Source organism: Streptomyces sp. NPDC005408 (assembly GCF_040606445.1).
In the GTDB taxonomy this organism is placed as follows: Bacteria; Actinomycetota; Actinomycetes; order Streptomycetales; family Streptomycetaceae; genus Streptomyces.
Genome location: NZ_JBEXEX010000021.1, coordinates 100,683 through 127,523 on the forward strand (window position 1 = coordinate 100,683; position 26,841 = coordinate 127,523).

The 26,841-nt window shown below is 70.0% G+C and carries 26 protein-coding genes and 2 pseudogenes; 11 read left to right on the top strand and 17 right to left on the bottom strand.

Annotated elements, in window-relative coordinates; translation table 11 throughout:
* Positions 1-23: 23 nt before the first annotated feature.
* From ABZS64_RS21060 to ABZS64_RS21070, 3 genes are all read right to left on the bottom strand, one after another.
* Positions 24-1,142 carry an ABC transporter ATP-binding protein gene (locus ABZS64_RS21060; RefSeq protein WP_355831579.1) on the bottom strand — a complete coding sequence of 373 codons (1,119 nt, stop codon included), beginning with the start codon at positions 1,140-1,142 and terminating at the stop codon, positions 24-26.
* Entirely contained in the window at positions 1,142-2,353 is a 1,212-nt protein-coding gene (locus ABZS64_RS21065) for an extracellular solute-binding protein (protein ID WP_355831582.1), read from the bottom strand. Before ABZS64_RS21065 ends, ABZS64_RS21060 begins: the two co-directional genes overlap by 1 nt.
* Positions 2,354-2,431: 78 nt before the next feature.
* Positions 2,432-3,433, bottom strand: coding sequence for a LacI family DNA-binding transcriptional regulator (locus ABZS64_RS21070; protein ID WP_355831584.1), 1,002 nt, complete (start codon positions 3,431-3,433; stop codon positions 2,432-2,434).
* A gap of 270 nt (positions 3,434-3,703) precedes the next feature.
* Between ABZS64_RS21070 and ABZS64_RS21075 the strand changes: the two genes are divergently transcribed.
* From ABZS64_RS21075 to ABZS64_RS21090, 4 genes are read left to right on the top strand one after another with little or no spacing between them, the layout of a single operon-like run.
* Positions 3,704-4,759, top strand: coding sequence for an NAD-dependent epimerase/dehydratase family protein (locus ABZS64_RS21075; protein WP_355831587.1), 1,056 nt, complete (start codon positions 3,704-3,706; stop codon positions 4,757-4,759).
* Positions 4,756-5,442 carry a glycosyltransferase family 2 protein gene (locus tag ABZS64_RS21080; RefSeq protein WP_355831590.1) on the top strand — a complete coding sequence of 229 codons (687 nt, stop codon included), beginning with the start codon at positions 4,756-4,758 and terminating at the stop codon, positions 5,440-5,442. Before ABZS64_RS21075 ends, ABZS64_RS21080 begins: the two co-directional genes overlap by 4 nt.
* Entirely contained in the window at positions 5,439-6,107 is a 669-nt protein-coding gene (locus ABZS64_RS21085; RefSeq protein ID WP_355831593.1) for a TIGR04282 family arsenosugar biosynthesis glycosyltransferase, read from the top strand. The genes ABZS64_RS21080 and ABZS64_RS21085 overlap by 4 nt, the downstream gene beginning before the upstream one ends.
* On the top strand, positions 6,104-6,748 hold the full coding sequence (locus tag ABZS64_RS21090; protein ID WP_355831596.1) for a methyltransferase domain-containing protein: 645 nt from the start codon (positions 6,104-6,106) through the stop codon (positions 6,746-6,748). Before ABZS64_RS21085 ends, ABZS64_RS21090 begins: the two co-directional genes overlap by 4 nt.
* 7 nt (positions 6,749-6,755) lie before the next feature.
* Here ABZS64_RS21090 and ABZS64_RS21095 read toward each other — a convergent pair whose 3' ends face one another.
* From ABZS64_RS21095 to ABZS64_RS21105, 3 genes are all read right to left on the bottom strand, one after another.
* Positions 6,756-7,280 (bottom strand): hypothetical protein, encoded by a 525-nt coding sequence (locus ABZS64_RS21095; protein ID WP_355831599.1) that lies wholly within the window; start codon positions 7,278-7,280, stop codon positions 6,756-6,758.
* A 110-nt stretch (positions 7,281-7,390) separates the two neighbouring features.
* A complete protein-coding gene (locus ABZS64_RS21100; RefSeq protein WP_355831602.1) occupies positions 7,391-7,780 on the bottom strand; it encodes a hypothetical protein in 390 nt (129 codons plus the stop codon).
* The gene (locus ABZS64_RS21105) at positions 7,780-8,940 is read right to left on the bottom strand and encodes a molybdopterin-dependent oxidoreductase (protein WP_355831604.1); all 1,161 of its coding nucleotides are present in this window, start codon (positions 8,938-8,940) and stop codon (positions 7,780-7,782) included. The genes ABZS64_RS21100 and ABZS64_RS21105 overlap by 1 nt, the downstream gene beginning before the upstream one ends.
* A gap of 114 nt (positions 8,941-9,054) precedes the next feature.
* Between ABZS64_RS21105 and ABZS64_RS21110 the strand changes: the two genes are divergently transcribed.
* Positions 9,055-10,479, top strand: coding sequence for a glycosyltransferase 87 family protein (locus ABZS64_RS21110; RefSeq protein WP_355831607.1), 1,425 nt, complete (start codon positions 9,055-9,057; stop codon positions 10,477-10,479).
* Here ABZS64_RS21110 and ABZS64_RS21115 read toward each other — a convergent pair.
* Positions 10,431-12,446: an NPCBM/NEW2 domain-containing protein gene (locus ABZS64_RS21115; protein ID WP_355831610.1), complete on the bottom strand. Its 2,016-nt coding sequence runs from the start codon at positions 12,444-12,446 to the stop codon at positions 10,431-10,433. The two genes, ABZS64_RS21110 and ABZS64_RS21115, sit on opposite strands and share 49 nt — an antisense overlap.
* Positions 12,443-14,722 carry a PQQ-dependent sugar dehydrogenase gene (locus ABZS64_RS21120; RefSeq protein ID WP_355831613.1) on the bottom strand — a complete coding sequence of 760 codons (2,280 nt, stop codon included), beginning with the start codon at positions 14,720-14,722 and terminating at the stop codon, positions 12,443-12,445. Before ABZS64_RS21120 ends, ABZS64_RS21115 begins: the two co-directional genes overlap by 4 nt.
* 335 nt (positions 14,723-15,057) lie before the next feature.
* Here ABZS64_RS21120 and ABZS64_RS21125 point away from each other — a divergent pair.
* Positions 15,058-15,282: pseudogene (locus ABZS64_RS21125) on the top strand (licheninase); the annotation flags it as partial.
* 23 nt (positions 15,283-15,305) lie between these two features.
* Complete coding sequence (locus tag ABZS64_RS21130; RefSeq protein WP_355831616.1) at positions 15,306-16,349, top strand: PQQ-dependent sugar dehydrogenase; 1,044 nt, start codon at positions 15,306-15,308, stop codon at positions 16,347-16,349.
* A 147-nt stretch (positions 16,350-16,496) separates the two neighbouring features.
* Here the strand turns inward: ABZS64_RS21130 and ABZS64_RS21135 are convergent, their stop codons facing one another.
* From ABZS64_RS21135 to ABZS64_RS21155, 5 genes are all read right to left on the bottom strand, one after another.
* The gene (locus ABZS64_RS21135) at positions 16,497-17,045 is read right to left on the bottom strand and encodes a GNAT family N-acetyltransferase (RefSeq protein WP_355831619.1); all 549 of its coding nucleotides are present in this window, start codon (positions 17,043-17,045) and stop codon (positions 16,497-16,499) included.
* Between the two features lie 156 nt (positions 17,046-17,201).
* The gene (locus ABZS64_RS21140) at positions 17,202-18,347 is read right to left on the bottom strand and encodes a DUF6596 domain-containing protein (protein ID WP_355831661.1); all 1,146 of its coding nucleotides are present in this window, start codon (positions 18,345-18,347) and stop codon (positions 17,202-17,204) included.
* A gap of 8 nt (positions 18,348-18,355) precedes the next feature.
* Positions 18,356-18,763 carry a YciI family protein gene (locus ABZS64_RS21145; protein WP_355831622.1) on the bottom strand — a complete coding sequence of 136 codons (408 nt, stop codon included), beginning with the start codon at positions 18,761-18,763 and terminating at the stop codon, positions 18,356-18,358.
* 659 nt (positions 18,764-19,422) lie between these two features.
* A complete protein-coding gene (locus ABZS64_RS21150) occupies positions 19,423-19,767 on the bottom strand; it encodes a hypothetical protein (RefSeq protein WP_355831625.1) in 345 nt (114 codons plus the stop codon).
* Positions 19,768-19,823: 56 nt separating this feature from the next.
* On the bottom strand, positions 19,824-20,288 hold the full coding sequence (locus ABZS64_RS21155) for a hypothetical protein (RefSeq protein WP_355831628.1): 465 nt from the start codon (positions 20,286-20,288) through the stop codon (positions 19,824-19,826).
* A 234-nt stretch (positions 20,289-20,522) separates the two neighbouring features.
* Here ABZS64_RS21155 and ABZS64_RS21160 point away from each other — a divergent pair, with 234 nt between their 5' ends.
* Positions 20,523-22,445 carry a M64 family metallopeptidase gene (locus ABZS64_RS21160; RefSeq protein ID WP_355831631.1) on the top strand — a complete coding sequence of 641 codons (1,923 nt, stop codon included), beginning with the start codon at positions 20,523-20,525 and terminating at the stop codon, positions 22,443-22,445.
* Between the two features lie 16 nt (positions 22,446-22,461).
* Here ABZS64_RS21160 and ABZS64_RS21165 read toward each other — a convergent pair whose 3' ends face one another.
* Positions 22,462-22,701, bottom strand: a complete 240-nt coding sequence (locus tag ABZS64_RS21165) for a DUF397 domain-containing protein (protein ID WP_355831634.1) — start codon at positions 22,699-22,701, stop codon at positions 22,462-22,464.
* Positions 22,702-23,562, bottom strand: coding sequence for a helix-turn-helix transcriptional regulator (locus ABZS64_RS21170; protein WP_355831637.1), 861 nt, complete (start codon positions 23,560-23,562; stop codon positions 22,702-22,704). It lies immediately after the preceding gene.
* A 124-nt stretch (positions 23,563-23,686) separates the two neighbouring features.
* Here ABZS64_RS21170 and ABZS64_RS21175 point away from each other — a divergent pair, with 124 nt between their 5' ends.
* From ABZS64_RS21175 to ABZS64_RS21185, 3 genes are all read left to right on the top strand, one after another.
* Positions 23,687-24,175, top strand: a complete 489-nt coding sequence (locus ABZS64_RS21175) for an ATP-binding protein (protein WP_355831639.1) — start codon at positions 23,687-23,689, stop codon at positions 24,173-24,175.
* Positions 24,169-24,615 carry a hypothetical protein gene (locus ABZS64_RS21180; RefSeq protein WP_355831641.1) on the top strand — a complete coding sequence of 149 codons (447 nt, stop codon included), beginning with the start codon at positions 24,169-24,171 and terminating at the stop codon, positions 24,613-24,615. Before ABZS64_RS21175 ends, ABZS64_RS21180 begins: the two co-directional genes overlap by 7 nt.
* Positions 24,616-24,687: 72 nt before the next feature.
* Entirely contained in the window at positions 24,688-24,981 is a 294-nt protein-coding gene (locus ABZS64_RS21185) for a hypothetical protein (RefSeq protein ID WP_355831643.1), read from the top strand.
* 16 nt (positions 24,982-24,997) lie between these two features.
* Here ABZS64_RS21185 and ABZS64_RS21190 read toward each other — a convergent pair whose 3' ends face one another.
* Entirely contained in the window at positions 24,998-26,452 is a 1,455-nt protein-coding gene (locus tag ABZS64_RS21190; protein WP_355831646.1) for a M28 family metallopeptidase, read from the bottom strand.
* 97 nt (positions 26,453-26,549) lie between these two features.
* Positions 26,550-26,681 (bottom strand): annotated as a pseudogene (locus ABZS64_RS21195) (SAM-dependent methyltransferase); the annotation flags it as partial.
* Positions 26,682-26,841: the final 160 nt, after the last annotated feature.

Sequence of the window (26,841 nt, forward strand, 5' to 3'; positions counted from 1 at the left end):
CGGTCGAGGGGGAGCATGGCGCGTCATGACGGGACCGCCTGCTCACGGGGGACGTCCTTGGCGGGCTCCGTCGGCTGCGGGCCCTCCGGGGCGAAGACCAGGACGCGTTCGGGTGCGGCCGCCAGTTCCACATGGTCGCCGGGGGCCAAACGGCCCGCCGTGCGGAAGTGGACTTGCTGTCCGTTCGACAGGCGTGCCTGGACCGCGAGTTCACGGCCGTGGTACTCCACGACCTCGATGTCCGCCGGGATGCGCCCGTCCGCACGCTCCCCCGCGACGTCCAGGTCTTCGGGACGTATCGCCGCGATGCCCCGGCCGCCCGCCGCGAGTCCGTCGCGGTCGAGGCCGGTCAGGTGCGCTCCCGCGAGCCGGAGCGAGAGCCGGTCGGCGTCCTTCGACGCGATGGCGACGTCCAGCATGTTGCGGTAGCCCATGAAGCCCGCGACATAACGGTTCGCGGGCCGGCCGTACACCTCCTCGGGGGTGCCGACCTGCTGCATGACCCCGTCGCGCAGCACGACAAGGCGGTCGGCCAGCGACAGGGCCTCCTCCTGGTCGTGGGTGACGTACACCGTCGTGAGGCCCAGGCTCTGGTGAAGGCGCCGGATCTCGGTGCGCATCTCCAGGCGGAGTGCGGCGTCGAGGTTGGACAGCGGCTCGTCCATCAGGACAAGGCGCGGCTCGAGGACGATCGCGCGGGCGATCGCGACGCGCTGCTGCTGGCCGCCGGAGAGCTGGCCGGGCCGCTTGTGTGCGTGTTCGGTCAGCTGAACAAGCTCCAGCGCCCGGTCCGCCCGGCAGGCGATGTCCGCCTTCGGCACCTTGGCCATCTTCAGGCCGAAGGCGACATTGCCGCGGACGGTGAGGTGCGGAAAGAGCGCGTAGTTCTGGAAGACCATGCCGAAGCCGCGCCGCTCCGGCGGGATCCGGTCGATGCGCTCGTCATCGAGCCTGATCGATCCGCCGGTCAGCGGCAGCAGCCCGGCCAGGCAGTTCAGGGCGGTGGACTTGCCGCAGCCGGAAGGACCGAGGAGTGCCACGAACTCGCCGCCCGTGATGGTGAGTTCGAGGTCGCGCAGGGCCGCGTGCCGGCCGAAGCTGCGCGAGACCTTCTCCAGTGTGAGCGTCGAGAACCGGGACATCAGCGGCCCGCCACCTCGCGGTTCCACATGTCGAACGCCTTGACCTGCTGCTCGGCGGGCAGTGACGGCTTCTTCGGGAACTGGTCGATCCAGCTGTCGAACTCCGGGACGCCGAACTCCTTCAGCACGTCCTGCGACTTCTGGGGAGCCATCGTCAGCGGCACGTTCTTGATCGCGGGCCCGGGGTAGAAGTAGCCGTCGTCGTACGCCTTGGCCTGCTGTTCGGGCGTGAGCATCCACTTGATCAGGGCGAGCGTGGCGGACATGGTGTCGGCGTCGACGCCCTTGGGGACGACGGCGTACTGCGCGTCCGTCACCCAGGTCATCTTGTCGAAGTGCCCGGCCTTCATCTTCTTCGGCACGGTGCCGAGCGCACGCGGGTTGATGTACCAGCCGGTCGTCGACATGACCATGTCGTGCTGCCCGGAGGCCAGGTTCTTCATGGTCTCGGTGGTGCCCGAGCCGTACACACCGACGTACTTGTCGAGCTCCTTGAGATACGCCCAGGTCTTGTCCCAGCCCTTGACCGGATCCCCGGGGTCCTTGTCACCGAGCAGATACGGCAGCCCCATCAGGAAGGTGCGGCCGGGACCGGAGTTGGCCGGGTCGGCGTACTGGAACTTCTTCGGGTGCTCCTTGGCCCAGGCGAGCAGCTCCTGGGGGCTCTTCGGCGGGTTCTTGACCTTGTCCGGGTTGTACTCGATGAGCGGGCCCGAGGGGTAGTAGACGATCGCCGTGCCCTGGCCCTGCGCGAGCTTCTGCATCTCGGCGGCGGGTTCGAGATAGTCCGGGGTGCCGATGAGCGACTGGTGCTCCGCCATGGAGCTCCACAGCTTCTGCGAGAGTCCGGCCGCGAGGCCGTCGGTCCCGGTGAGCACGAGGTCGATCTGGACGCGGCCCGCCTGCTGCTGCGCCTTGATCTTGCCCGCCAGGTCTGGCGCGGGGGCCTTGGAGTAGGTGACCTTGCTGATGATGTCCGGATGCTGCTTGACGAACTCGTCGATCATGCCCTTGGTCAGCTGGAGGTTTCCGGCGACATCCAGGATGTCGAGCGTGACGGGCTTGGCCGGCTTCGCGGGGATCTTCTGCGGGGTCTTCTCCTTGGAGTCCGAACTCCCGGAGTCGGGTGCGCCGCAGCCGGCGGCTGCCACCGCGAGCAGCAGTCCCGCGAGCGCGATCCTTGCTGAACGGTGGTGCAGTGGACGGGACATGGCGACTCGCACCCCTCTGGTGAGATAGCGCTTACTCGGCCTTGTGCCCGAACAAGGTCCACCCCGCCAGGAGCCGTGTCAAGAGAGTGCGCCGGTGGAACTGCGAACTCGCAGCTCAACGGGGACAGTTGCGGGCTCGATGTCCTCGTCTCCGCCCATGATCCGACCGAGCGCCTCGCCCGCGATCTGCCCCAGCCGGTCGCGCGGAACCGCTACCGTGGTCAGCGGCGGCGCGGAGAAGCGGGCCATGTCGATTTCGTCGAAGCCGGTCAGCGACATGTCGTCGGGGACCTTCACACCCAGCTCGGAGAAGCGGGCGAGCACGCCGAGCGCCACGAAGTCGTTGTACGCGATCACGGCGGTGGCGCCGCTCTCCAGAGCCGATGGGGCGGCCGCGTAGCCCTCGTCGGTGGTGGATCCGCAGGGCACCGAGTGCACCTCGAGACCGAAGGCCTCGGCGCCCGAAAGGGCGCGCAGGCGTTCGCCGTTGGCCCAGGCGTGCTCGGGGCCCTCCAAATAGACGACCTTGCGGTGGCCGAGCTGGGCGAGATGACCGCAGACGGCCATGATCCCACGGAAGAAGTCCACCGTGATCGAGTGCAGCGCCAGGCCCGCGACCTGGCGATTGGTGACCAGCATGGGGGTGTCGCGGCCCGCCAGCGCGGCAAGGTCGGCGCGCGGCATCCGGGGCGAGCAGAGCAGCAGCCCGTCCGCGTAACGGATCAGATCCTCCGTCAACTCCCGCTCCACGTCCGGGTCTTCGTTGGAGTCCATCACCAGCACACGGCTGCCGGCCTCGCGCGCCACGATGGAGACCGACTTGATGATGTCGTGGAAGTAGGGGTTCGCGAGATCGGGGACGAGTACGCCTATGGTGCCGGAGCGGCCGCGCGCCAGGCCCTGGGCCGCGGCGCTGGGCCGGTAGCCGAGCTCGCCGATGGCGAGCTTGACCCGTTCGGCAAGGCCGGGGGCGACGGTGTCCACGCCGTTCAAGACCCGGGAGACCGTCGCGACCGAGGCCCCGGCCTCCCGTGCCACATCGGCGATCGTGACCCTTTTCGCACGCTTCGAGGCAACCATCAGGACGCTCTCCTTAGGCACGCACGGCTGAGAAACCGGTTTCTCGCCCCAGGAAAGTAGCAGAGTCCGAGGCCACACGGACCAGGGCCGTCCAGCAGCGTATCGGCGGGCCTCTCCGCAGGGCGGGGCGCGGTGGCCGAGGGACGACGCACGCTCCCCGGGCCCATCGTCGACCGGCTCCCCCGGACGCCGGAGTGAAGTCCTTACGGACCTGTGACGGCACGGCGCGCAAGGGCGATCAACGCGCTTCCCGGCCGTAGCGTCGCCAGTATGCGTGTACTCGTCACAGGAGGAGCGGGCTTCATCGGCTCGCAGGTCGTCACGGCGCTCGCCGCCCGCGGCCATGACCCGGTCGTGCTCGACGCCCTGCTCCCGGCGGCCCATCCCGAACCGCCGCCGCTGCCCGACGCCGAGTTGATTCTCGGGGACGTACGGGACCGGGAGCTGCTGTCGCGAGCGCTGCGCGGGGTGGACGCCGTCTGTCATCAGGCCGCGATGGTCGGGCTCGGCAGGGACTTTGCGGACGCACCGGAGTACGTCGGCTGCAACGACCTCGGCACGGCCGTGCTCCTTGCGGCGATGGCCGAGGCGGGCATCCCCGGTCTGGTGCTCGCCGGGTCCATGGTCGTCTACGGCGAGGGCCGATACGACTGCCCGCGCCACGGCCGCGTGCGGCCGGGTCCGCGCGCCACCGCCGATCTCGCTGCCGGGCGCTTCGAGCCGCTGTGCCCCGAGTGCGGCTCGGAGTTGACCTCCGGCCTGGTCGGCGAGGACGCGCCGAAGGACCCGCGCAACGTGTACGCGACGACAAAGCTCGCCCAGGAGCATCTGGCCGCCGCGTGGGCCAGGGCGACGGGCGGCCGGGCCGTCGCCCTGCGCTACCACAATGTGTACGGTCCCGGGATGCCGCGGGACACCCCGTACGCGGGCGTTGCCTCCTTCTTCCGGTCCGCCCTGGAGCGGGGCGAGGCGCCGCGGGTCTTCGAGGACGGGCGGCAGCGGCGGGACTTCGTCCATGTACGGGACGTCGCGGACGCGAACGCGATTGCCCTGGAGGCGGTGCGGGGCCGGGAGCCGGGTGTGCTCGCCGCGTACAACACGGGCAGCGGGACTCCGCACACGGTCGGCGAGATGGCTCAGACGCTCGCCTCCGCGCACGGCGGTCCCGCGCCGGTGGTCACCGGGGAGTTCCGTCTCGGCGATGTCCGGCACATCACCGCGGACTCGCGGCGGCTGCGGGCGGAGCTGGGCTGGAAGCCGCGGGTCGGCTTCGCCGAGGGCATGGCGGAGTTCGCCGCGAGCGGGCTGCGGGGTGCGGTGTCATGACGGTGGATGTGATTCTCCCCTGCCTCGACGAGGCGGAGGCGCTGCCCTGGGTCCTGAGCCGGATCCCGGCCGGATGGCGAGCGATCGTCGTCGACAACGGCTCGACGGACGGCTCGGACCGGATCGCGCGCGAGCTGGGTGCGAGCGTCGTGCACGAGGAGCGGCGCGGCTTCGGCGCGGCGTGCCATGCGGGGCTGCTGGCGGCCGACGCGGAGTATGTGTGCTTCTGCGACTGCGACGCCTCACTGGATCCCGGTCTGCTGACCGATTTCGTACGCCAAGTCGCCGACGGTGAGAGCGACTTGGTGCTGGGCCGGCGTCGGCCGCAGGGACGCGGCGTCTGGCCGCCGCACGCCCGCGCCGGGAACGTGGCGGTGGCACGGATGCTCCGTCGGCGCACCGGTCTGCGGCTGCGCGATCTGGGCCCGCTGCGGGCGGCGCGGCGCGAGGAGCTGCTGGCCCTCGATCTGACGGACCGCCGCAGCGGTTATCCGCTCCAGATGGTGGTCCGCGCGGCGGACGCGGGCTGGCGGGTGACGGAGGTGGATGTCCCGTATCTGCCGAGATCGGGAAGGTCGAAGGTGACGGGGACGTGGCGGGGAACGTGGCAGGCGGTACGGGACATGCGGGCGGTGCTGGCGGAGCAGCCGGCGGGCGGGGTCGTGGGGGGTGTTGTGCGATGAGTACGTCCGCTCAACCCGTTCCCGCCGCCGGACAGGAGCCGCTCGGCACACTGCTCGTCATCGCCAAGGCCCCCGTGGCAGGGCGGGTCAAGACCCGGCTCTGTCCCCCGTATTCACCCGACGAGGCCGCCCACCTCGCCGCGGCCTCACTCGCCGACACCTTGCATGTCGTGCTGGCCACGCCCGCAGGCCGCCGGGTTCTCGTGCTCGACGGTGCACCCGGCGACTGGCTGCCGGACGGCTTCGACGTCGTGCCGCAGTGCACGGGCGGGCTCGACGAGCGGCTGGCACATGCCTTCGGGCTCTGCGAAGGGCCCGCGCTGCTCGTCGGCATGGACACACCGCAGCTGACTGTCGAACTCCTCAGCTCCGGGCTGGAGTTGAGCGAGGGCGAGGCGTCCTTCGGGCCCGCCGACGACGGCGGGTTCTGGGCGCTTGGCATGGCCGAGCCGGATCCCGCACTGCTGCGGGGCGTGCCGATGTCCGTCCCCGAGACCGGTGCCATACAGCGGCACCGGCTTCTGCGCGCCGGTCTTGCGGTACGGCAGCTGCCGGTGCTGCGGGACGTCGACACCGCGGACGACGCCCGACTTGTCGCGGCCCAGGCCCCGCACGGCCGGTTCGCCGCGGCGATGGCCGCACTCGCCGGGACCGGGGCGCGATGACCGCGCCCGCCTGGCAGGCCGATCCGTACACCGACGCCCTGCGCACGGGCCGCGGCCCGCTGTTTCTGCGCCGCCCCGACGGCTGGCTGCTGCCCCTGGAGGTCGAGCGCTGGTGCGCCGATCCGGACGACGCTGATCTGACCGTGCTGGAGCGCTGCCGGGGCGCGGTGCTCGACATCGGCTGCGGGCCCGGCCGTCTGGTCGCGGCACTGGCCGCGCTGGGGCAGCCGGCCCTCGGCATCGACGTGAGCCGCGAGGCGGTGGCCCGCACGCTGCGCCTCGGCGGCAGTGCGCTGCACCGGTCGGTCTTCGATCCGCTTCCCCGCGAGGGGAGTTGGGACACCGCGCTGCTCATCGACGGCAATATCGGCATCGGCGGAGACCCGAAGGCGCTGCTCGCCCGAGTGGCGGATCTGGTCGCCGAGGACGGCGTACTGCTGGCCGAGACCGCGCCTCACGATGTCGACGAGCGCGTGCAGGTGCGGGTCTCCGACGGCAGCGCGCAGGGCTCGGCATTCCCCTGGGCCCGGGTGGGCACGCCGGCGCTGCTCGAGTACGCGGAGTCGGCGGGCTGGGCGGTTCCGGAGGCGGACAGCTGGAGCGTCGCGGGCCGTACGTTCGTGGCACTCCTGCGCGCGTAACGGATGCTTACGCCCAGGCCTTCTGGCGCGGCGTCGTGTACACGCGCGGCGGGCCGATGTCGGGTGGCTGCTGCTCCTGCTCGACGCGGCCCTCCCACAGCAGCACACCGTGCTGCCGCTCCCACCGGGCGGTCTGCGAACCCCGGATCAGCGAGTCCACCCCGTGCACGAAGCAGAACATGACGATGAGTGGCTCGAAGTAGGCGACCGCTGTCGCCGCGACGATCCAGAACCCGAACATCCGCCCGTAGAACTTCCTGAGTGTCCAGGTGACCTGCTTCCGTGTGCCCAGCGCCCGTGCGGGATCGGCAATGGGAACAGCCGCTTCGAACATGGGCAGGTCGCCGCGTCGCAGCAGCCTGGTCGTGTTGAGCCAGCGCCACACGAACCCCCATACGGGGAGCACGGCGAGAGCCCACCAGATGCGCGCCGAGGGGGGACCGTGCATGGCCACGCCGACTCCCCCGGCGATCAGCCCCGCGGCAGTGACCACCGCGGCGTACGACAACTCTTTGTGCGCGAACCTGATCATGACCGCGTCCCCCGCACTCGACCCGGTGCCCACCCCGGTGGGGCTCCTGACCTCACTATGCCCAGGCGGACACGGTCACCCTCCGCCCGGCCGGTGCGTTCGCCAAGAGTTCAACGCCGCGGTACCCGACGCCAGATCCACCGCGCCGCCAGCAGCACCCCCGTGAGCGCCGCGACCGCCGCCAGCGCGAGGAGCCAGTTGCTTACGTAATCCAGCGGCAGCACGGTCGCGTTCTTCGGCGTTCCCGGCCTCAGCAGCACCGGCAGCGCGACCACGGTCAGGCAGCCCGCCACCACCAGCGCGCCCCGAACCGTCCCGCGCGCCGGGACCGCCGCGAGCAGCAGGCCCACGCCGAGCACCAGCGGGGCGATGATCCCGTCGTGCAGGACGATCGCGCCCGCCAGCCACAGCGCGACGTCCTTCAGCTGTCCGCCCGTCAGCAGCAGTGCCGCGCCGACGGTCATCAGGGCGAGGCCCAGCGCACCCGTCACGATCCGCATCACAGGACCTCCATCCTGGTGACCCACTTGGTCTGCAGCACACCGGGACGGTTCGGGGCGATGATGCGCGCCGGGAAGCCGTGGTCGAGCGAGAGCACCTGGTCGTTGAGGCGCAGGGCGAGGAGGGTGAGCGGATCGTCGGCGTAGTCGGCGCCCATCTCCATCACGCGGTAGGCGCCGCGCCGCTCCAGCGATACGACCCGTACCGCCGTGCCGGGCCGCGCTCCGGCCCGCTCCAGCAGGTCCCGTACGCGAACGCCCGTCCATTGAGCCGATTTGCTCCAGCCCTCCACACAGGCGATGGGCAGGGTGACGGTGGTCTGGGCAAGGGCCGCGAGTTCGTCGAGAGTGAGTTGGTACGAGCGCTTGCCGAGTACCGTCAGCCGCCAGTCGGCGACGGTCAGGCGCGTAACCCCCGCGGTGGCTGCCAGGCGGTTGACGGGCAGCCCCTGCGTGCCGTGGTCCGGATGTCTCGGCGCGAGCAGGTCGAAGCGCTTCAGCGGAGTGAAGGACTGCCCCACGGTCGTCAGCGTGACCGCGCCGACCGCCGCGGCGACGCCGGTCAGCAGTGAGCGCCGGTCGGGTCCGTCCGCCGCCGGGAGTTCGAGCGTGCCGGGCGAGCGTCTGCTCCAATGTGCCCTGATCTCCGGGTACTTGACGGCAATGTGCAGGACGAGCGCACCGAACAGCAGCCAGGCCACTGCGAAGTGCGTGGGGACGAAGGAGAACGGCCACGGGTACCACTGGACGGTGTTGAGCAGTCCGGTGAAGAGCTGGAAGACGGCCGCGGCGACCAGCACTGCCACCGAGAGACGCTCCAGCGCATGGCGCACGGACCGCAGCGCGGGCCACACGAAGAGCCGGGGATAGACGGTCCACAGCTTGGCCAGCAGCAGCGGGATCGCCGCGATACCGCTCGCCACGTGCAGCCCCTGCGTCACCCGGTAGCCCCAGGACGGGCGGCTCGGCAGGACGTTCACAAGGAAGTCCGGCGGGTGCTGGAGATAGTGACTGGTCACGCCGGTCACGAAGCACACGGCGATCGCCAGGCCGAGCCAGCGGCCGATGGAGGTGGCCGTGCGGGCATCGTGCAGCTTGCCGGAGAAGGACGGCAAGGGCGGTGCGGGCAGTCGGGGCAGCCTGGGCGGCCGGATCTTCATGTCTTCCATAAGACCCCCGCCAGGGTCCCTGTGGAGCGCTGTGACACCTTACGGAATGCGGACGTCAGGGGGCGGCGCGGCGCCTGGGCCGTCTCCGGCTGCGACGCTGAGCCTGTGATCAACCCGCGTACGCTCACCGCCGGTGTCCTCCTTGCCGCCCTGACCGCCGCACTCGCGCTGACCATCCGCAAGGACGGCTACTACACCGACCCTGCCGGTCTCTCCTGGTGGTACGCCGCCTGCTGGGCGCTGTTCGCAGCGGCGGTCGTCGCCGTGCGCAAGGCCCCGGTGCGTCATGCCGTGATCCTGGTGATCGCAGGCGGTCTCGCGGTCGCCGCGACCGGGCTGCTCGCTCCCCCGCGCACCAGCACGGACTCCTACCGCTATGCCTGGGACGGCAGGGTGCAGGCGGCCGGCACCTCGCCGTACGACCATGCCCCGGCCGATCCCGCGCTCACCGGGCTGCGCGACGACTGGCTGTTCCCGAGGGGGGCAGGGTGCGCGGGGCCCGAGACGGTACCCATCGCCGGGCCCGCGGGCGGGGTGCACTGCACACTGATCAACCGGCCGCAGGTGCACACCATTTACCCGCCGGTGGCCGAGGGGTACTTCCTGCTCGTCCACACGCTCGCGCCGGACGGTTCACGGCACAAGGCGCTGCAGACGGGCGGCGCGCTGCTTTCGGTTGGCACCACGGCCGCGCTGCTCCTCGTCCTGCGGCGGCGCGGCGGCGATCCGCGCCGAGCGGCGTACTGGGCGTGGTGCCCGATCGTGCCGATCGAGGCCGTGAACAACGCGCACGCCGATGTGCTCGGGGCGCTGATCACCGTGGTGGGCCTGGGTGTGCTGGTGCGACGCCGTATCGCGGGCGCTGCGCTGCTCGGCGCGGCGATTGCGACCAAACTGCTGCCCGCCGTCGTGCTGCCGGGCGCCCTGTCCGGCGTACGGCGCGTGCGGGACGCGGCAGCGGTACTGCTGCCCGCCGCCGCCGTGGTGGCGCTGACCTATCTGCCGTACATCCTGGTATCCGACAGTTCGGTCCTCGGCTACCTCAGCGGCTATACGCAGGAGGAGGGCTACGACGATCCCTCGTCCCGCAACCGCTACGCCCTGCTGCGGCTGGTGCTGCCGGACGACTGGGCGCTGCCCGCCGTGATCCTGGTGATGCTCGCGGTCACCGTCCATGTCCTGCTGCGCGGCGATCCCGAACGCCCGTGGAGCGGCGCCCTGCTGGTCACCGGCTCCGCCTTCCTGCTGCTGACTCCCGGCTACTCCTGGTACGCGCTGCTGCTGACCGTGCTCGTGGCCCTGGACGGGCGGTGGGAGTGGCTCGCCGTCGCGGTCGCGGGGGCTGCGAAGTACGTCACCGTGAGGATGGACGCCGACCCGCAGTCCATGGGGACCTGGGTGTACGCGGTCGCAGCCGGTGTGGTGCTCACCGGCTGCGTACTGCGTCGTCGTGCGCGGCGGCGCGATGCGCCGCGCGGTCCTTATGAACGGCAGGTGAGTACGGGCGCCGCCCAGTCGATCCGGTCGTAGCGATTGGTGTCGGGTCCGATCGTGCCGACGAGGCGCAGATAGGTCGCGCCGGTCAGATCGGCCTTCAGCGGGACCGCCGGGTCCTGCCAGGTACGCAGCCCGCTGTCGGCGCGTTTGGCTCCGTCGGCCCAGATCTCGGCGGTGACGGTGCCCTGGCCCGGCTCACGCGGATCGCGTTCGTCGTCGACGCCGACCTCCGTGGCGAAGGCGGTGCAGCGCCCGCCGAGGTAGTAGATGAGCTGAACGGGCGCGTGGGTGCCGAGCCCCTTCGGATAGGTGACGCCGTTGACGGTGAGGGCCTTGCCGTCGCCGCCCTTGGCCCCGCCGTTGGACATATTGCGTTCGACGGGTCCGTATCCATTGCTCGCCCAGGCCCAGTCGATGGTTCCCAGGTCCGAGACACCCGCGGGAACCCCGGCCGGGACGGTCAGGGTCTCGTCCGCTTGTCGCTCCACTCTGCCGTGGCCGACGGTGTGGAAGGTGACTGTGGCCGAGAGCGGGGCGGTGCCCGGTGGCGCGGCGGCGGGCGGAGTGATCCGCCAACGGCCGGTCAGGGTCCTGCCCGTGGTCAGGACGGGGGTGCCGGTGCCACCGAGCGCCTCGATCTGCCAGCCGTCGGGGGCGGTCAGCGTGAGCCGGGGCGCGAGCAGCGGGGTCCTGCCCTGGTTGGTCGTGGTCACCTTCGCGGTGAAGGCCTGGCCTGCCGGAGTGATGTTGCCGGGGACGCCTTCGGCGACGACCGGGAGGTGCAGGCCCAGTTCGGCGGCGGGCGGTGCCTTCCACCAGTCGGCGTCGGCCTTGACGCGGTACAGCGCGGTGCCGTGCGCGGGCAGGGTCGCGCTGATGGCTCCCGCCGTGTGCGCGTCCTGGTGCTGCCAGAGGTCGCGCAGGACATAGCCGGCACGTTTGGGCAGTCCGAGTTCCGCCGCGGTGGTGCCGACGGTGGCCGTCTGATCGCTCTCGTTGAACAGCGCGACGGCGATGTCGCCGCCCGCGAGCGGCTTGACCAGTACCCAGTGGCCGTTGTCGCTGCGCAGTACCCGCGCCTGCACGCCGAGTGTGTCCTGGTCGACGGCGATGGCTTCCTTGTTGGAGAGGATCTTCAGGGTTCCCGGGGTGGCCTTGCGCAGATCGGTGCCGATCAGCAGCGGTGCCGCCATCACCGACCAGAGGCTGAAGTGAGAGCGGTACTCGGTCTCGGTCATGCCGCCGTTGCCGACCTCCAGCATGTCGGGGTCGTTCCAGTGCCCGGGACCGGCGTGCGGTGCGAGCGCCACGTTGGCCTTGAAGAGGGTGAGCATCGACTGCCAGCTGTCGTTGATGTCGCCGGTCGTACGCCAGAGATGGCCGACGTCGGCGCCCCACTCCCAGGGCTTGTTCTCGCCCCACTCGCACAGGGAGTAGACGATCGGGCGGCCGGTCTTCTTCAGGGCGTCCCGCATCCTCGTGTATCGCTCCGGGGCCGGCCTGCCCTGGTTGTTGCAGTTGTCGTACTTGAGGTAGTCGACGCCCCAGTCGGCAAACGTCTGGGCGTCGGTCTCCTCGTGGTCGAGTGCGCCGGGCATGGTCTTGGCGCAGGTCTGCGTACCGGCGCTGGTGTAGATGCCGAACTTCAGGCCCTTGGAGTGGACATAGTCGGCGAGCGCCTTGATGCCGCCGGGGAAACGCTGGGGGTGGGCGGTGAGGCGCCCCGTGGCGGGGTCGCGCTGCGGAGCCGCCCAGCAGTCGTCGACGTTGACGTACTCGTAACCGGCGTCCTTGAGGCCGGTGCTGACGAAGAGATCGGCGGTGTCCCTGATCATCTTCTCGTCGATGGCGCAGCCGGTGGAGTTCCAGTTGTTGAAACCCATCGGCGGGGTCAGCGCGAGCCCGCCGGGCAGCGCCTGCGCGGGCTGAGCGGGGGCCGCGAAGGGAGTCCAGATCATGGCGAGGCCGAGCAGGGCGACCAGTGGCCGGAGCAGTTTCATCGCAGGCTCCTGTGGTACTGGGCGGTGATCTCGCCGGGGGTGAGCGCCCGGTCCAGGAACATCAGGTCGTCCATGCGGCAGTTGCAGGGGTTGCCTTCCTTGGTGTTCTGCGGATAGCTGCCGCCGATCTTGATGCCGCGAGGGTCGGTGGCTGATGCCGTGTCCGGCTCGGGCGGGCCCTCGACGGCCCACGGGTCGCCGGTGAGGGTGTAGAAGCCGGGCACGGCACGGCCGTTGCGATAGAGGGCCATGGTGCCGTTGTCGTAGTCGAAGCTGGCGGCGAGGAAGACCCAGGTGTCCTGCGGCAGCAGCGTCTTCCAGTCGGCGTCGGCGGCGAAGGTCTGTGAACTGGCGCCGTCGACTCGGCGGCCGAGCGCGACCACCTTCATCTCGCCGTTGACGGTGATGAGTTCGAGCAGGGCGCGCACATCGTGGCCCTGGGAGGTGCCGGAGAGGATCCCGGCAAGACCGATCGCTCCATAGCGGTCGTCGGGATTGGCGGAGCCGGAGTTGGGGCTCGGATTCTCGCCGGTCATCTTGAACCAGCCCATGACCGTTGCCTCGCGGACACCGTTGAAAGCGCGCAGAGTCGGCACACCGTCCGGGCCGTAGATTCCGGCCTTCCAGTCGTCGTTGCCGGCCGTGGCGGGTGACATCTGCTGGGTCTGCAGGACGAGGCCGCGCCGGCTGTCCGCCACCCGCATCTGCGCACCGCCGTTGACCAGCTGGATGTCAGTGCCGGAAAGTCCGCGGTCCTGTTCCCTGCCCGGATCGCCGGGCAGGGAGTGCCCGAAGTCGTAGTGCGCGACGAGGTTCGGGCGCAGGCTCGGAACCACGGCTTCCCGCGGGGTTGCGAGGCCGGTGACCTTCCAGATCTTGCCGTTGGCCTTGGAGAGCACATACAGCTCGCCCGCGCGGTCCGTGCCGAACCGGACGTCGACGCGCTTGTCGCCTGCCAGCGCCTGCATCGAGGTCGGGGCGCCGGTGGCGTCGAGGATCTGCAGCTGATGGACCGTGGCGAGCGGGCCGCCGCGGCGCATGTCGCGGACGTCGGAGTAGAAGATGCGCCCACTGACGCCCTCGGAGTAGATGTACTTGCCATACAGGGCGGGAACCTGCCATCCGCGGTAGACGAAACCGCCGATCAGTGCGTTGCCGCTGTCCGAACAGGGCTTGTCCGCGGGCGGGTTGTGGTCGAAGGCCGCGACCGGGTAGGTGTAGCCGTTCTTCGCGTCGTCGGCCGGGAGCGGGAAGACCCCGCAGGTGGGGTTGTCGGCCTTGTGATAGGCGAACGGCCCCTCGCGTTCGCTCCAGCCGAAGTTGTCGCCCGCCTTGGCGTCGTACACCGACTCGACGCGGTGCTCGCCGATGTGGCCGATGAACATCTGGTGGCGGCCGCCGGTGTCCCAGCTGAAGCGGTGCGGATCGCGCAGCCCGTACGCGAAGATCTCGCCGAGTCTGCCCGGCTGGTGTGCGAAGGGGTTCGACGAGGGGATGCCCCACTTGCCGCCGGGGCCGTTGTGGCCGAGCGGGTCGATCCGCAGGATCTTGCCCTGGGGTGCGGTCAGATCCTGCGGGACGGTGCCGCCCGCGCCCGCCGCGCCGTCGCCGACGGCGATGTAGAGCAGGCCGTAGTCCTTGTCCCAGGGGCGGGCGTTGGGGTTGAAGTTGATTTCTTGGATGTCGTGGTACGTGTCCTGGAAGCCGAGGCGCATCACTTCACGGTGGGTGCCGCTGAACGTTCCCGCGCGGGGGTCGTCCGCGGTCCACTCGGTGATCACGCTGTGGATGCGGGTGGTGGCGGGTGCCGCGAGGTCGACGGGCTTGGTGGTGAGCGCGTCGCGGGCCTCGGTGTGCACCGTGTAGAAGATGCCGTTCTGCGCGAAGCGGGGGTGGAAGGCCACAAATCCGAATCCGCTGCCGAGCCCCTTGTGGGACCAGAAGTCGGGTCCCATTGCGGTGCCGACATCGAGGTACTCGTGCGCGCTGCCTTTGCGGTCCAGGAGATAGAGCTTGCCGTTGAGATCGGGTACGTACAGCCGTCCCGAGTGGTCGGGCAGTTCGCCGAGGTAGTTGATGCGTGCCCAGCGTTTGAGTCGGGCGTCGGTCGGCGGCGGCACCGACTCGGACTTGGGGAGGGTCGCGAATTCCTTGAGCACCAGACCCTGCCGGGAGACGGCCGGGTCCGGGAGTGGATCGGGTATCGGCCCGTCGTCCTGTGCGAGTGCCGGTGGCGCGACCAGCGCCATCAGCAGCACCCCCGCAGAAATCGCCAACCGGCCTCTTCCTGGCTTGGGCATCCCGCTCACCTCGTCGGCTCGGACTGCGTAGAAACTGCATAGAAAGCGCTTCCATGAGAGCGCCTGCGCCAAGTTACAAAGCGGAGCCGGGCGCGGCAAGGGGTGCGCAACGAGCAATGTGGTGTGCACGCCAATTCAACCGCTCGGGCGTGACACCTCCGATGTCAACGCGCCCTGAAATAGACGGGTTTGATGACCAATGAGCCCTCTCATCACCCTTGATGATCCGTCAAGGTGGTTGACCGGTCGGACCTTTGCTGCCACGCTCCGGCGATGTCATGAGCGCATCGCCACGACCTGGGAGGCGGCACATGTCACATCCGCTCGGCCGGTCCCTCACACTGACCGCCACACTCGCCGCCGTACTGATCGCGACGGCATCTCCCGCACCAGCGGCTCCCCCGCCGGATCCGCAACCGCCGTCACCAGCCGACAGCAGCCTGCTCTCGCAGGGCAGACCCGCGTCCGCGTCCAGCGAGGCCGGTCCCTCACGGGTCGCCGGCCGCGCCGTCGACGGCAACACAGCAACCGGCTGGCGCAGCGAGAGCGCCGGCCCCCAGTGGCTCTCCGTCGATCTTGGCGCGATGTCGACCCTGGACTGGTTCTTCGCGGCGTCGGCCGCTTTGACGGCACCACCCTCGCCACCAGCAAGGACGTCCCCTGGGGTCTTGCCGCGCTGCCGGACGGTTCGGCGCTGATGAGCGAGCGCGACTCGTTCCGGGTGGTACGGATCGCACCGGACGGCACTACGACGACGGCCGGAATCGTGCCGGGCGGATCGGGCACCGACGGGGAAGGCGGTCTGCTCGGCCTCGAACTCTCCCCGCACTTCGCCGCCGACCACTGGGTCTACCTCTTCCACACCACCGCGACCGACAACAGGATCGTGCGGATCAAGTACATCGACGGCCGCCTGGACCTGGCCTCCGAACAGGTCCTCCTGTCCGGCATCGCCAGGAACAAGTTCCATGACGGCGGACGGCTGCGTTTCGGCCCCGACGGCAAGCTGTACGCGGCGACCGGCGATGCCCAGAAGGGACCCAACGCCCAGAATCTGCACTCCCTCAACGGCAAGATCCTGCGGCTGAATCCGGACGGTTCGGTGCCGCGCGACAACCCCTTCCCCGGCAGGTACATCTGGAGCTACGGCCACCGCAATGTGCAGGGCCTCGCCTTCGACTCGCGCGGGCGGCTGTGGGAGTCCGAGCTCGGCAACTCCACGATGGACGAGCTCAATCTGATCCGCAGGGGCGGCAATTACGGCTGGCCGGTCTGCGAGGGCACGGCGGGCGGCTGCGCCGACCCGACGTTCATCGCCCCGGTGCGTACCTGGACGGTGGCCGACGCGTCGCCGAGCGGTCTCGCGATCGCGAATGGTCACCTCTACATGGCATCCCTGCGCGGCACACAGCTGTGGCGGATGCGGATCACCGGCAGCACCACCGGGCCACCGCAGGCGTACTTCACCGGGACCAACGGCAGGCTGCGCACCGTCGCGCCGAGCCCGGACGGCGGTCTGTGGCTGACGACGAGCAACGGCGGCGACAAGGACAGCGTTCCGGACAACAGCAACACGGCGCTGCTGCACGTGGCGCTCCGCTGACTGTCCGGTGCCGCCTATACAGGCCACGACTTGTAACCGTCGAACGTGGTTCGTCCACCCCGTCAGCCGGATCGTGCGTCTGACCACCGACGGCGTCCTGCGCGACCGGCGGCCACGTCGCTCTCTGCCGCCACCGTCTGACGTTGCTCATTGGGCAGCTGGAGATTGGATGCGCCAGATCACGTCGATCCCCACCTCGCCGGGAGTAACCGGCCCATCAGGCACCTGCAGACGCTCGACCTCGGTGAAGCCCAGGCGACGGGGGACCGCTCCACTTGCATGGTTCGCCGCATCGTGATGGATCTCTATTCGATCGATCTCCGCCAATTCGAATCCCTGGCGGAGGAGAGCCGCGACGGACATGGTGGCGAGACCCCGCCCCGTCCACTCAGGGTGGAGCCAATAGCCGATCTCCAGCCCCCCGGGTCCAATCCGTCGCATGAGTCCGCAACTGCCAATCACTGCATCGCCTGAGGTGATCGCGTAGTTGTAGGCCTGATCCGACTCCCATTGCCCCTCGCTTCGAGTCACATACTCGGCAGTCGCGTTGCGGTCGTGACGAGCCGCCCAGGGCATCCACGGCAGCAGGTGAGCGAGTGACTCGGTGACCACGCGGTTCAAGGTCTCGACGTCGCTCACGCGCCATCGACGCAGCTCAACCTGGTCGAAGGTGAGGGTCTCAGCAGGCTGTTCCATGCACGGGATGCTTCCTCAATCCAGCGCTGATCGACAACGCAATTACCAGCGGCGTCGTGCGCCTGCTGCTGCACCTTCCGGCGGACGAGTCACCTACGCGCCGTCCGCGAAATGGGCTCTTCGAATGAGCCTGGGTGAGAATCCGAGCGCGACCCGTCAGCGACACCGGCGGGCGTTGAGCCGGGCGGCCTGGCGCGTCAGGTGGTCGCGCTCGGCGAGGTTGGGTGCCTTTTGGGCGGCCTCGGCGTACAGCCGTGCCGCCGTCGCCAGGTCGCCGTCGCGCTCGTGGAGGTACGCCGCCACCGCGGCGTGGCGGGGCAGTGAGTCGTCCAGCGCCGCGAGCGCCGCCAGGCCGGCGCGCGGTCCGTCGGCCTCGCCGACGGCCACCGCGCGGTTGAGCCGGACGACCGGGCTGTCGGTCAGGCGCGCGAGCTCGTCGTACCACTCGACGATCTGCACCCAGTCGGTCTCCTCGGCGGTGGGCGCGTCGGCGTGGAGGGCCGCGATGGCGGCCTGGGCCTGGAACTCGCCCAGCCGGTCGCGGGCGAGGGCGGCCTGCAGGATCGCGACCCCCTCAGCGATCGACGCGGTGTCCCACCGGCCGCGGTCCTGCTCGGCGAGCGGCACCAGGCTGCCGTCGGGCCCGGTCCTGGCGGTGCGGCGGGCGTGGTGGAGCAGCATGAGGGCAAGCAGCCCCGCCACCTCGGGGTGGTCGATCGCGGCCGCGAGCTGCCGGGTGAGCCGGATGGCCTCGGCGGCGAGGTCGACGTCGCCGGAATAGCCCTCGTTGAAGACCAGGTAGAGGACACGCAGGACGGTGGCGACGTCGCCGGGCTGGTCGAACCGCACGCCGGAGACGGTGCGCTTGGCCCGGCTGATGCGCTGCGCCATGGTCGCCTCGGGCACCAGGTAGGCCTGGGCGATCTGGCGGGTGGTCAGCCCGCCGACGGCGCGCAGCGTGAGCGCGACCGCGGACGACGGCGTCAGCGACGGGTGGGCGCACAGAAAGTAGAGCTGGAGCGTGTCGTCCACCGCGGGCGCTGGCCCGGGCACCGGCTCCTCGTCGACGACGTCCTCACGCCGGCGGCGGGCGGCGTCCGACCGGGTCGCGTCGAGGAACTTGCGCCAGGCCACGGTGACCAGCCAGCCCTTCGGGTCCCGCGGAGGGTCGGCCGGCCAGACGCGGACCGCCTCGACCAGCGCGTCCTGCACGGCGTCCTCGGCCGCCGCGAAGTCGGCTCCGCGGCGGACGAGGATCCCGAGCACGCTCGGCGTGAGGCTCCGGAGCAGTGCCTCGTTCATCGGTACGGTCACTCCGTGATGGTGGGCGGCGCGGCCAGGAACGGGCGCAGCTCGAGCCACTCGTGGATCGGCTTCCCGCCGGCGCCAGGGGCGGCCGACAGCTCCCCGGCCAGCTCGACAGCGCGCTCGTAGCTGTCTACGTCGATCACCATCCAGCCGGCAATGAGGTCCTTGGTCTCGGCGAACGGTCCGTCGGTGACCGGCGGACGCCCCTCGCCGTCGTAGCGCACCCACGCCCCTTCGGGGGCGAGCGCCTGACCGTCGACGAACTCGCCGGTCCCCTCGAGCCGGGCCGCGAAGTCGTCCATGTACTGACAGTGCGCCGAGATCTCCTCCGGCGTCCACTGGTCCATGGGCACGTCGTTGACCGCAGCCGGGGCACCGCGGTAGTGCTTGAGCAGCAGGTACTTGGCCATGGTGTTTCTCCTTGGTGCTGGTGCGACCCATTGTGGTCGCGTTCACTGCGGGGACGGAGCCAGTCACGGGTTCTCGACATCGCCGTCCGAATTTTTTTGGCAGGATCCGGACTGGCCGCGAGCGTTGCCAACTCACCGGCCGCCGTGCGGTCGCCGAGCGAGCCGCGCGCCTTGAGGATCGCTTCGGGCATGCCGTACGAGCGCTCGCGCCGCCGGTCCTCGTGCTGCAGCCACGGCAGGAGTTCCGCTCGGCCCGCGAGGAGGTCCAGGAGCGCTATGCGTACTTCGGCCACGTCACCGGGATCACAGATGCGCACGGCGAGCTCTGCGACACGCCGCTCCGGCACCCGCCCGGCCAGTGCGACCGCACAGGGCCTGCGGCGCCACCACGGTTGTGCCGGATCGGCCACGTACCGCGCAAGTTCATCCGCGTCGAACACGAGCAGGCCGGCGGTATCGACCCGCCCGGCCGACGGGACCAGCGTCTCGATGCTTCGCATCCCGGGATGCTACTGCTGCAAGGACTCACCGAGCGGCAGCCGGCGTGCACGGGCCGCACAAACGACAGACGTCGGTTCCCAGAGACCTCAACCAGGGCCTTGGGAACCGACGTCAGGCGATGCCCGAGCGGAGCCCGGCATCGAGGTGCAACGCAGACCTCAGGGCAGTCGGCGCCCCATCTTCGCCGACCGCCGATTGTGCTCCTTGGTGTCCCACCACTCTTCCAGCAGGGCGTGGACCAGATGCACGAGTTGCCTGAGGCGATCAGGATCCGGGGCGGTGGAGGTGAACACGTCCACAAAGGACTTGTCGTCCCACGGCAGCGTGAACACCCAACGCTCGTCCTGGTGACCTCGGCGCACCACACTGAGCCAGTACGTCAACGTCACACTGCGGTCCGAGTGATGATCGACCGACAGATCGGAGATGTTGAAGGTGATCTGCCCGTCACCTGTGGTGTATGAGCGCGCCAAAGCACGCTCAGCCGGGGCCTGTGCCGGCATGCACACCACCCGCCTTTCGCCTCATCCAGTGGGGAACAGGTTCCCGCACATCGCGGCTAACACTTGGCAGCGGCGCGAGTGGTGACCGTGTACGCGGTGAGGAGATCATTGGTACCAGCGGGGGTGCCGATGATGGTGCGGAACTTTTCGATGCTGGGGCACGTGTTGGTGTAGGTGGAGTAGCCGCCGCGGCCGTTGGGACGCCCGGACCAGATGGCGGCGCTGATCTTCCTGTCCATCGTGCTGTTCCAGCCATGACGCGCCTTGATGTGCTTCCAGCCCCATGTCGAGGTGCCGCAGCGCAGTGTGTACTTGCCGGGACCCCGGTAGTACGTGCGCACGATGTACGTGCGGCTGTGACTCCTGCAGGTGGCGTCGATGCTGTCGGCGGCGACCTCGGCGGACGAAGAGGTCGCGGCGGTCGCGGCGGTCGCGGAACCGGCCGTGGGAATCACCAGAGCCGTTGTGGCGACGGCAGTTGCTAATGCGGCCTTGATGGTACGGGTTGCGTTGAGACGCACGAGATTTCCCCCTTTGAAGTGTGCCCGGTGGTCAGCAGGGCATGGCGTGGCGGACCCCTTTCCCGAGATCCACTGAGCACCACACCACCACGCCCTCCTGTACAGGGTCAAGGGAGTTCGGCTCGGTGCGGTTCCCCTCGTCGATCTCCACCCCTGGACACCGGGATGCGTGAGCCGCGTGGCCAACTCCGCTGTCTTTACGGCTCGTTGGGCACGGTTCTACGCTCCGGCCCCATGACCACACCCGGTACACGGATACGAAGAGCAGCGGCGCTCGTCACCACGGGCGCGCTGCTCACCACCGGCCTGCTGGCCGCCACGCCATCGGCGGCGGCCGGCACTCCCGTCACCGAAGCCGCCACGGTGGTGCCCGTACAGACCACGGGCCCCGCCGACAAGCGCTTCAACATCATCGTCCTCGGCGACGGCTACACCGCCGCCGAGCTCCCCAAGTTCCGCGCCGACGTCGACAAGCACCTCAATGTGCTCTGGTCCACCGAGCCCTTCGCCTCGTACCGCTCCTACGTCAACGTCTGGGCGGTGGAGGTCCCTTCCGCCGAGTCCGGCGTCGACTGCGACCCGGCTCTGGACTCGCCGCGCCGCAACACCGCGCTGGGCATGGGTTTCTGGGGTGGCTGCAACCCGGACAGCGTGCAGCGTCTGCTGACCGTGGACAGCGCGTCGGCGACCGCGCTCGCCGATCTCGTCCCCGGGTCCGCCAGCGCCAACCGGCAGATCGTGGCGCTCGCCAACAGCGACACCTACGGCGGCGCGGGCGGCACCTTCGCCACCGCGTCCGGCGGCAACGCACTCTCCTCGCTGATCACCCCGCACGAGATCGGCCACTCGCTGGGCAAGCTCCAGGACGAGTACGACTACTACGCGCGAGGCGAGCCCGGAGCGGCGTACGAGGGCGGCGAGCCGTCGTCCGCCCATCACAGCCTGCTCACCGAGGAGCAGATGAAGCAGCAGCGCGCCAAGTGGTGGCGCTGGCTGGGCGAGAGGAGCGAATCGGGCGGGGTGATCGGCCGGTTCGAGGGCGGGATGTACAGCACCAAGGGCGTCTGGCGGCCGAGCAAGCACTCGATCATGAAGACCCTCGGGTACGCCTTCGACCAGGTCGGGCGCGAGGTGATGACCCAGAAGATCTCCGCCAAGGTCAATCTCGTCCAGGACCACACGCCGAACACCGCCGTGATCGGCGACGACCGGACCGTATGGCTGGACACCCTGCATCCGGTGGGCGGTGAGCTCGATGTCGTATGGCGGCTGGACGGCCGTCCGCTGCGGGCGGTCGGCGATGACCGCTCGCTGGATCTGCGCGGGCTTCAACTCCCCCGTGGCACGCACTCCTTGACCGCCACCGCCACGGACGCCACACCGTTCGTGCGTGACCCCGCGATCCGCGCGTCCGCCGCGCTGACCCGCACGGTGTCGTGGACTGTGGACACGGAGGTCACCACCCCCCGGCCGCCGGTCGCGGCCGCCTTCACCGGCCACACCGACACCGCGTCCCCGGTGGGCTCGGCGTCGGTCGTGTACGCGGACACCACACACCCCGCCGACCGGACCCTGTCCGTGCGCTGGACGCTCGACGGCCGCCCGGTGACCAATCCGGGCAACGACCGCGATCTCGATCTGGGCGCACTGCGCCTGCGTCCCGGCGTCCACACTCTCGGCGCCCGTATCGCAGGTACGCCGGCCACGCTGACCTGGACCGTGGACGCGGCACCCGCGACGGGGGCGTACGCGCTCTCCAAGCCGCTGCGCACGGTGCACCGGCCGGGCAGGCCGGTGGAGTACGTCTACGACGGTCCGTTCACGATGAAGCTGACCGCCCGCGACGAGCAGGACGGTTATGTGGTCTCGCAGTTCCGGGTCGACGGCGATGGCTGGCAGTCGTACTACGGGTGGCCGACCGACGCGGACGCGCCGTTCCGCTTCACGCCCGGCGGCACGGTCATCGACAACCTCGTCTACGGCAAACTCGGCACCACGCGCGCGGTGCCGTGGGACGACGCCACGCCCGACTACGGCACCCACACGATCGAGTACCGGACGATCGACGCGGCAGGCAATGTCTCGTCGCCGAAGGCGTTCCTCGCGACGCTGCTCCCGCCGGGGCCTGGGGCCGCGAAGGGCCGATCCGCCGGCTGAGCCACCCGCTCGGCCGTCAGGTGACGAGGAAGTCCGCCTTCCCGGACTTGGCCCCCTGGATGAACGCCTCGATCTCGTTGGAGGTGTAGATCAGCGCGGGCCCGTCCGGGTCGGCGGACTGGCGCACCGCGACCCGGCCGTCGGCCAGCTTCATCGTCTCGAAGCAGTTGCCGCCGTTGCCGCCGCTCCACGGCTTGTGCCAGCCCTCCTCACCCAGCTCGGCGGCCGGCATGCCGTTGTATATGTAGTGATCCATTCACAGCTCCTTGCGGAGACCCTTGAGGATCTCCTTCGTACGTTGCGCAGTCGCGGCCTGAGCCGCCATGCGGTCCAGAACCTCCAGATGCGAGGCGACCTCGGGCCGCGCGTCCAGATAGACGGCGCCGGTGAGGTACTCGCTGTAGACCATGTCCGGGAGCTCGGGGACGGCGAACCGGAAGAGGACGAACGGCCCGTAGGTGCCGGGGTGATGTCCGGTCGCGAACTCCGCGATCTGCAGGGTGATATGGGGCAGCCGGGCCCATTCGAGCAGCTTGTCGATCTGCGCTCTCATGACGCCGGGGCCACCGACGGGCCGGCGGAAGACCGTCTCGTCCATGATCACCCAGAACTTGGGTGCGTCGGGTTGGGTGAGCAGAGCCTGGCGTTCCATCCGCAGCGCCACATGGCGCTCGATGTCGGCCGGGTCGGTCTGGCCGACGGCTCCGCCGGTCATGATCGCCCGGGCGTAGTTCTCCGTCTGGAGGAGACCGGGCACGAAGTGCGGCTCATAGGTCCGGATGAGGCCAGCGGCTCCTTCCAGGCTGACGTACATGCTGAACCAGCCCGGCAGAACGTCGTGAAAGCGCTGCCACCAGCCGGGCTTATTGGCTTCCTCGGCGAGCTCGATGAAGCCTCGGGCCTCGTCGTCAGTGATCCCGTAGGCGTTCAGCAGCAGCTGGACATAAGGGATCTTCAGCGCGACCTCGGCGGTTTCCATCCTGCGGATGGTGCCTGCGGCCACGCGAAGGACCTTTGCCGCCTCTTCGCGCCTGAGCCCGGCCCGCTCCCGCAGATCCTGCAAGCGCTTGCCGAGAACGACCTGGCCCACCGTGGGGGCGGACCGCGGTTCACTCACTTCGAGACCTCCCCACGTGCTGTTGCGAGCAGTGTGCCACGCCCCCGCAATGATGAATATGCCCAGTCTGGATTTTTCAGAGTGGGCCTTGCCAAGGTGACCGTTGCGGCGGGAGAGTGGTCGGGTGAACCGTGACGCGCTCACTGCCCCGCACCTGGACCCGTGCTCGGGGGCCGACCACCACCGGTACGGCTTCGAGCTGCCGGCGCGCGTCGAATTCGTTTCCAGAGCGAGAAGGCTCGCGCGCGAGCGCTTGCACCGCTGGGGCATAGGCGGGGACGTTCACGACACGGCGATGCTCATCGTCTCCGAACTGGTCACCAACGCGGTCGTACACACCGACGGCCATCTGGTGGCCTGCGAACTTCTCAACGGCGTGGAGCACCTGCGTATCACCGTGCAGGACCAGGGTTCATCGCCCTCCGGCCCGCACGTGTGCCACACCGTCGAGGAAGAACGCGGGCGCGGACTTCTGCTGGTCGAGGCCGTGAGCAGCGCCTGGGGGGCGTACGAGTCGCAGCACGGCCCGGGCCGCCTCGTCTGGGCGGAACTGCCGCACGCCCGCCTTCCCTATGGGACCGGCCTTCCGCACGGGCCGGAGAGGCCATGCTGAAGAGCCTGGCGACGCTCCTCCTCGCCCGGAGCGCCCGCCACAGCAACGAGCGCTACAGCAGCGGCCTCGTCGAGACCCCGCTGACCCGGCTCGCCCTCCCGCCCGCGCTCTCGGCCCATCTGGGCTGCGACGCCGTGGGCGTACCCGCGCGCCACGGCTTCCGGCTGCTCGGCGGACTGCCGCGGTACGGCTGTGTCTTCGCCGACACCGGCTGGTGGTGGTGGATCGTCCCGGCGGGCTCGGACCTGGAGCTGACATGGCCGTTGCCCTCGCACTACGCCCGCGGGGCACAGGTACCGGCGGTGAACCCCCGGCTGATCCGCCGCCCCGACGACACCAGCCCCTACACCCCGCCGATCCCGCTCTATCTGATGGCCTGCCAGCTCACCGGAACCGCTCCCCTGTGGGCGGCCGGCGTGGGCGGCGCCCGCAGCGCCTGAGCCGACGCCGCGACGGCCGGGAGATCACCCCCGGCAGCCCGAAACTCCCCCGGACCGCATAGGCTTCGGTGCATGTCAGAAGCCAATTCGAGCCCGGAGCGGCAGGGGCTCACACCACGTCAGGCACGTCATGTACGGATAGCTCTCTCCGCGGTCATCATGATCGCCGTGGGTGTCACCCTCGTGCTGCGCCTCGGCAGCACGCACTCGGTGCTGACCATGGGCTTCTACGGCATCGCGCTGATCCTCTCGGGCAGCGCGCTGGTGCTCAGCCGCCAGGGGCGTACGCGGGTGGCCACCGCGGTGCTCGGGGTCGGAGTCGCGGTGGCCATCGTGGCGGAGTGGGCCGTGGCCTCGATGCGCTGAGGCCGGGGACGCCGGATCAGCGCTGCGGGGCGGGGAAGGCGACCGGGCTGCGCAGGCCCGCGCGGTTCACCGCGCGGACGCCGAAGAAGACATTGTCCTTGGACAGGTCCACGGTGTGGCGGGTCGCGTCGCCGGCGTCGATGACATGTGTCCACTCGGGTGCGGTGGTCTCGCGCCAGACCACCTCGTACCCGGCGAGATCGGCCTCCGTACCGCGCTCCCAGACGAGTTCAGTGGCATTGGTCAGCGCGCTGGTGAGGATCTTCGCGCCCTTCGGGGTGCCGGGGGCCTGGGCGAGGGTCCACAGGGCGGCGCCGTTGACCTTGGCGACGCGGGCGATGTAGCCGAAGTCGCAGAACTGCGGCAGATCGCCGAACTGCTTGCCGTCGGCCACCTTCACATCCTGGTGCTGGTGGGCGAAGTCCTCGGCGGGCTCGGTGAACCGGGCCGCGGGGTAACCCCGTTCGAGATACGGGATGTGGTCGCCGCCGCGCAGATAGCGGTCGCGGCGGTAGACGACGCGGACATGCATGCCGGTGGCGTCGTTGTCCGCCACGTCGCGGACGAAGCGGGCGAGCTGGCGGGAGGGAGAGTCGTTCTCGCCGCCCACCGAGCGCCGGGTCGCGGCCTGTTCGGGGGTCTCCGAGCTGGGTACGCCCTCGGCGAAGAGCCGGATGGTGTGCGGGTCCCGGCTTCCGTCGTCGGCGGTGGGGCTGCCGACGATGTCGTCGGTGAACATGCCCTGGACGTCCACACCGGCAGCCTTGAAGGTCTGCGCCATATGGGTCGCGCCGAACAGGCCCTGTTCCTCGCCCGCGACGGCTGCGAAGACGATGGTCGCTGCGGGACGTCTGGTGGCCATGACGCGCGCGAGCTCCATGGCCGCGGCGACCCCGGAGGCGTCGTCGTCGGCGCCGGGCGCGTCGCTGACGGCGTCCATGACATCGGTGGCGCGCGAGTCGTAGTGCCCGGAGACGACATAGACGCGCTCGGGGGCCGCGGAGCCGCGCAGGGTGGCGACGACATTGGTGATACGGGTGGCCACGGGTATGCGCGGCACCGGTTCCTGGACGTAACTCTGCAGCTCGACGGTCATCCGGCCGCCGCTGAGCGCCGCGTACCGCTTCAGCTCGGCGAAGATCCAGTCGCGGGCGGCGCCGATCCCGCGCTTCGGGTCGTCCTGGCTGGAGAGGGTGTGGCGGGTGCCGAAGGAGGCGAGGGTGCGCACGGTCGCCTCGATGCGGTCGCGGTCGATCTCCGCGAGGAGCGTGCGCAGTTCACGGGATGGGGTCTGGGCGGTGGCGGGGCGGTCCCGGCCGGAGGTGCGTGCCGCGGCGGCCGCGGGCGGTGCGCCGACTCCGGTCAGCGCGGCGCCGAGTGCCGTGACTCCGGCGGCGGTTAGGACCGTTCTGCGGCCGGTGCCTTGGGGGTTGGTGGGGCCGCCTGCGTTTCCTGGCGTCTGCTGCGACATGAGGTAATCGTCATGGACGCGACAACACCTGACAAGGGTGTCGGACCCCTGCCGGTGCCTATCAGTCCTTTGGGCTTCGTCCTCGGCTGAGGCGCTGCTACCGAACTACGCGCATCAGCAGATGGCCCCGGCGATACCGCTCCTCCTCGCCCGGCTCGCGCAGCATCCGGCCCACTTCGACGAACCCTGCCTCCCGGGCCAGCCCGGCGAGGTCGTCAATCGGCCATCGGCCATCCCGGGCCTGCTGGCACTCGCACATCAGGGCACCAGGGCTGGTGGCCCTGGTGCCCCTGGGGTCGGTCGGCTGCCTGGCTCAGCGCGCCGTCTTGGACCACTTCTCGTCCCGTGCGCCGTTGCAGGTCCACTGGATCAGCTGGGATCCCTTGGTC

Bases quoted from the DNA above. Each gene is read 5' to 3' on its own strand.
- ABZS64_RS21060 (WP_355831579.1), bottom strand. From the start codon at position 1,142: ATGTCCCGGTTCTCGACGCTCACACTGGAGAAGGTCTCGCGCAGCTTC.
- ABZS64_RS21065 (WP_355831582.1), bottom strand. From the start codon at position 2,353: ATGTCCCGTCCACTGCACCACCGTTCAGCAAGGATCGCGCTCGCGGGA.
- ABZS64_RS21070 (WP_355831584.1), bottom strand. From the start codon at position 3,433: ATGGTTGCCTCGAAGCGTGCGAAAAGGGTCACGATCGCCGATGTGGCA.
- ABZS64_RS21075 (WP_355831587.1), top strand. From the start codon at position 3,704: ATGCGTGTACTCGTCACAGGAGGAGCGGGCTTCATCGGCTCGCAGGTC.
- ABZS64_RS21080 (WP_355831590.1), top strand. From the start codon at position 4,756: ATGACGGTGGATGTGATTCTCCCCTGCCTCGACGAGGCGGAGGCGCTG.
- ABZS64_RS21085 (WP_355831593.1), top strand. From the start codon at position 5,439: ATGAGTACGTCCGCTCAACCCGTTCCCGCCGCCGGACAGGAGCCGCTC.
- ABZS64_RS21090 (WP_355831596.1), top strand. From the start codon at position 6,104: ATGACCGCGCCCGCCTGGCAGGCCGATCCGTACACCGACGCCCTGCGC.
- ABZS64_RS21095 (WP_355831599.1), bottom strand. From the start codon at position 7,280: ATGATCAGGTTCGCGCACAAAGAGTTGTCGTACGCCGCGGTGGTCACT.
- ABZS64_RS21100 (WP_355831602.1), bottom strand. From the start codon at position 7,780: ATGCGGATCGTGACGGGTGCGCTGGGCCTCGCCCTGATGACCGTCGGC.
- ABZS64_RS21105 (WP_355831604.1), bottom strand. From the start codon at position 8,940: ATGAAGATCCGGCCGCCCAGGCTGCCCCGACTGCCCGCACCGCCCTTG.
- ABZS64_RS21115 (WP_355831610.1), bottom strand. From the start codon at position 12,446: ATGAAACTGCTCCGGCCACTGGTCGCCCTGCTCGGCCTCGCCATGATC.
- ABZS64_RS21135 (WP_355831619.1), bottom strand. From the start codon at position 17,045: ATGGAACAGCCTGCTGAGACCCTCACCTTCGACCAGGTTGAGCTGCGT.
- ABZS64_RS21140 (WP_355831661.1), bottom strand. From the start codon at position 18,347: ATGAACGAGGCACTGCTCCGGAGCCTCACGCCGAGCGTGCTCGGGATC.
- ABZS64_RS21145 (WP_355831622.1), bottom strand. From the start codon at position 18,763: ATGGCCAAGTACCTGCTGCTCAAGCACTACCGCGGTGCCCCGGCTGCG.
- ABZS64_RS21150 (WP_355831625.1), bottom strand. From the start codon at position 19,767: ATGCCGGCACAGGCCCCGGCTGAGCGTGCTTTGGCGCGCTCATACACC.
- ABZS64_RS21160 (WP_355831631.1), top strand. From the start codon at position 20,523: ATGACCACACCCGGTACACGGATACGAAGAGCAGCGGCGCTCGTCACC.
- ABZS64_RS21165 (WP_355831634.1), bottom strand. From the start codon at position 22,701: ATGGATCACTACATATACAACGGCATGCCGGCCGCCGAGCTGGGTGAG.
- ABZS64_RS21180 (WP_355831641.1), top strand. From the start codon at position 24,169: ATGCTGAAGAGCCTGGCGACGCTCCTCCTCGCCCGGAGCGCCCGCCAC.
- ABZS64_RS21185 (WP_355831643.1), top strand. From the start codon at position 24,688: ATGTCAGAAGCCAATTCGAGCCCGGAGCGGCAGGGGCTCACACCACGT.
- ABZS64_RS21190 (WP_355831646.1), bottom strand. From the start codon at position 26,452: ATGTCGCAGCAGACGCCAGGAAACGCAGGCGGCCCCACCAACCCCCAA.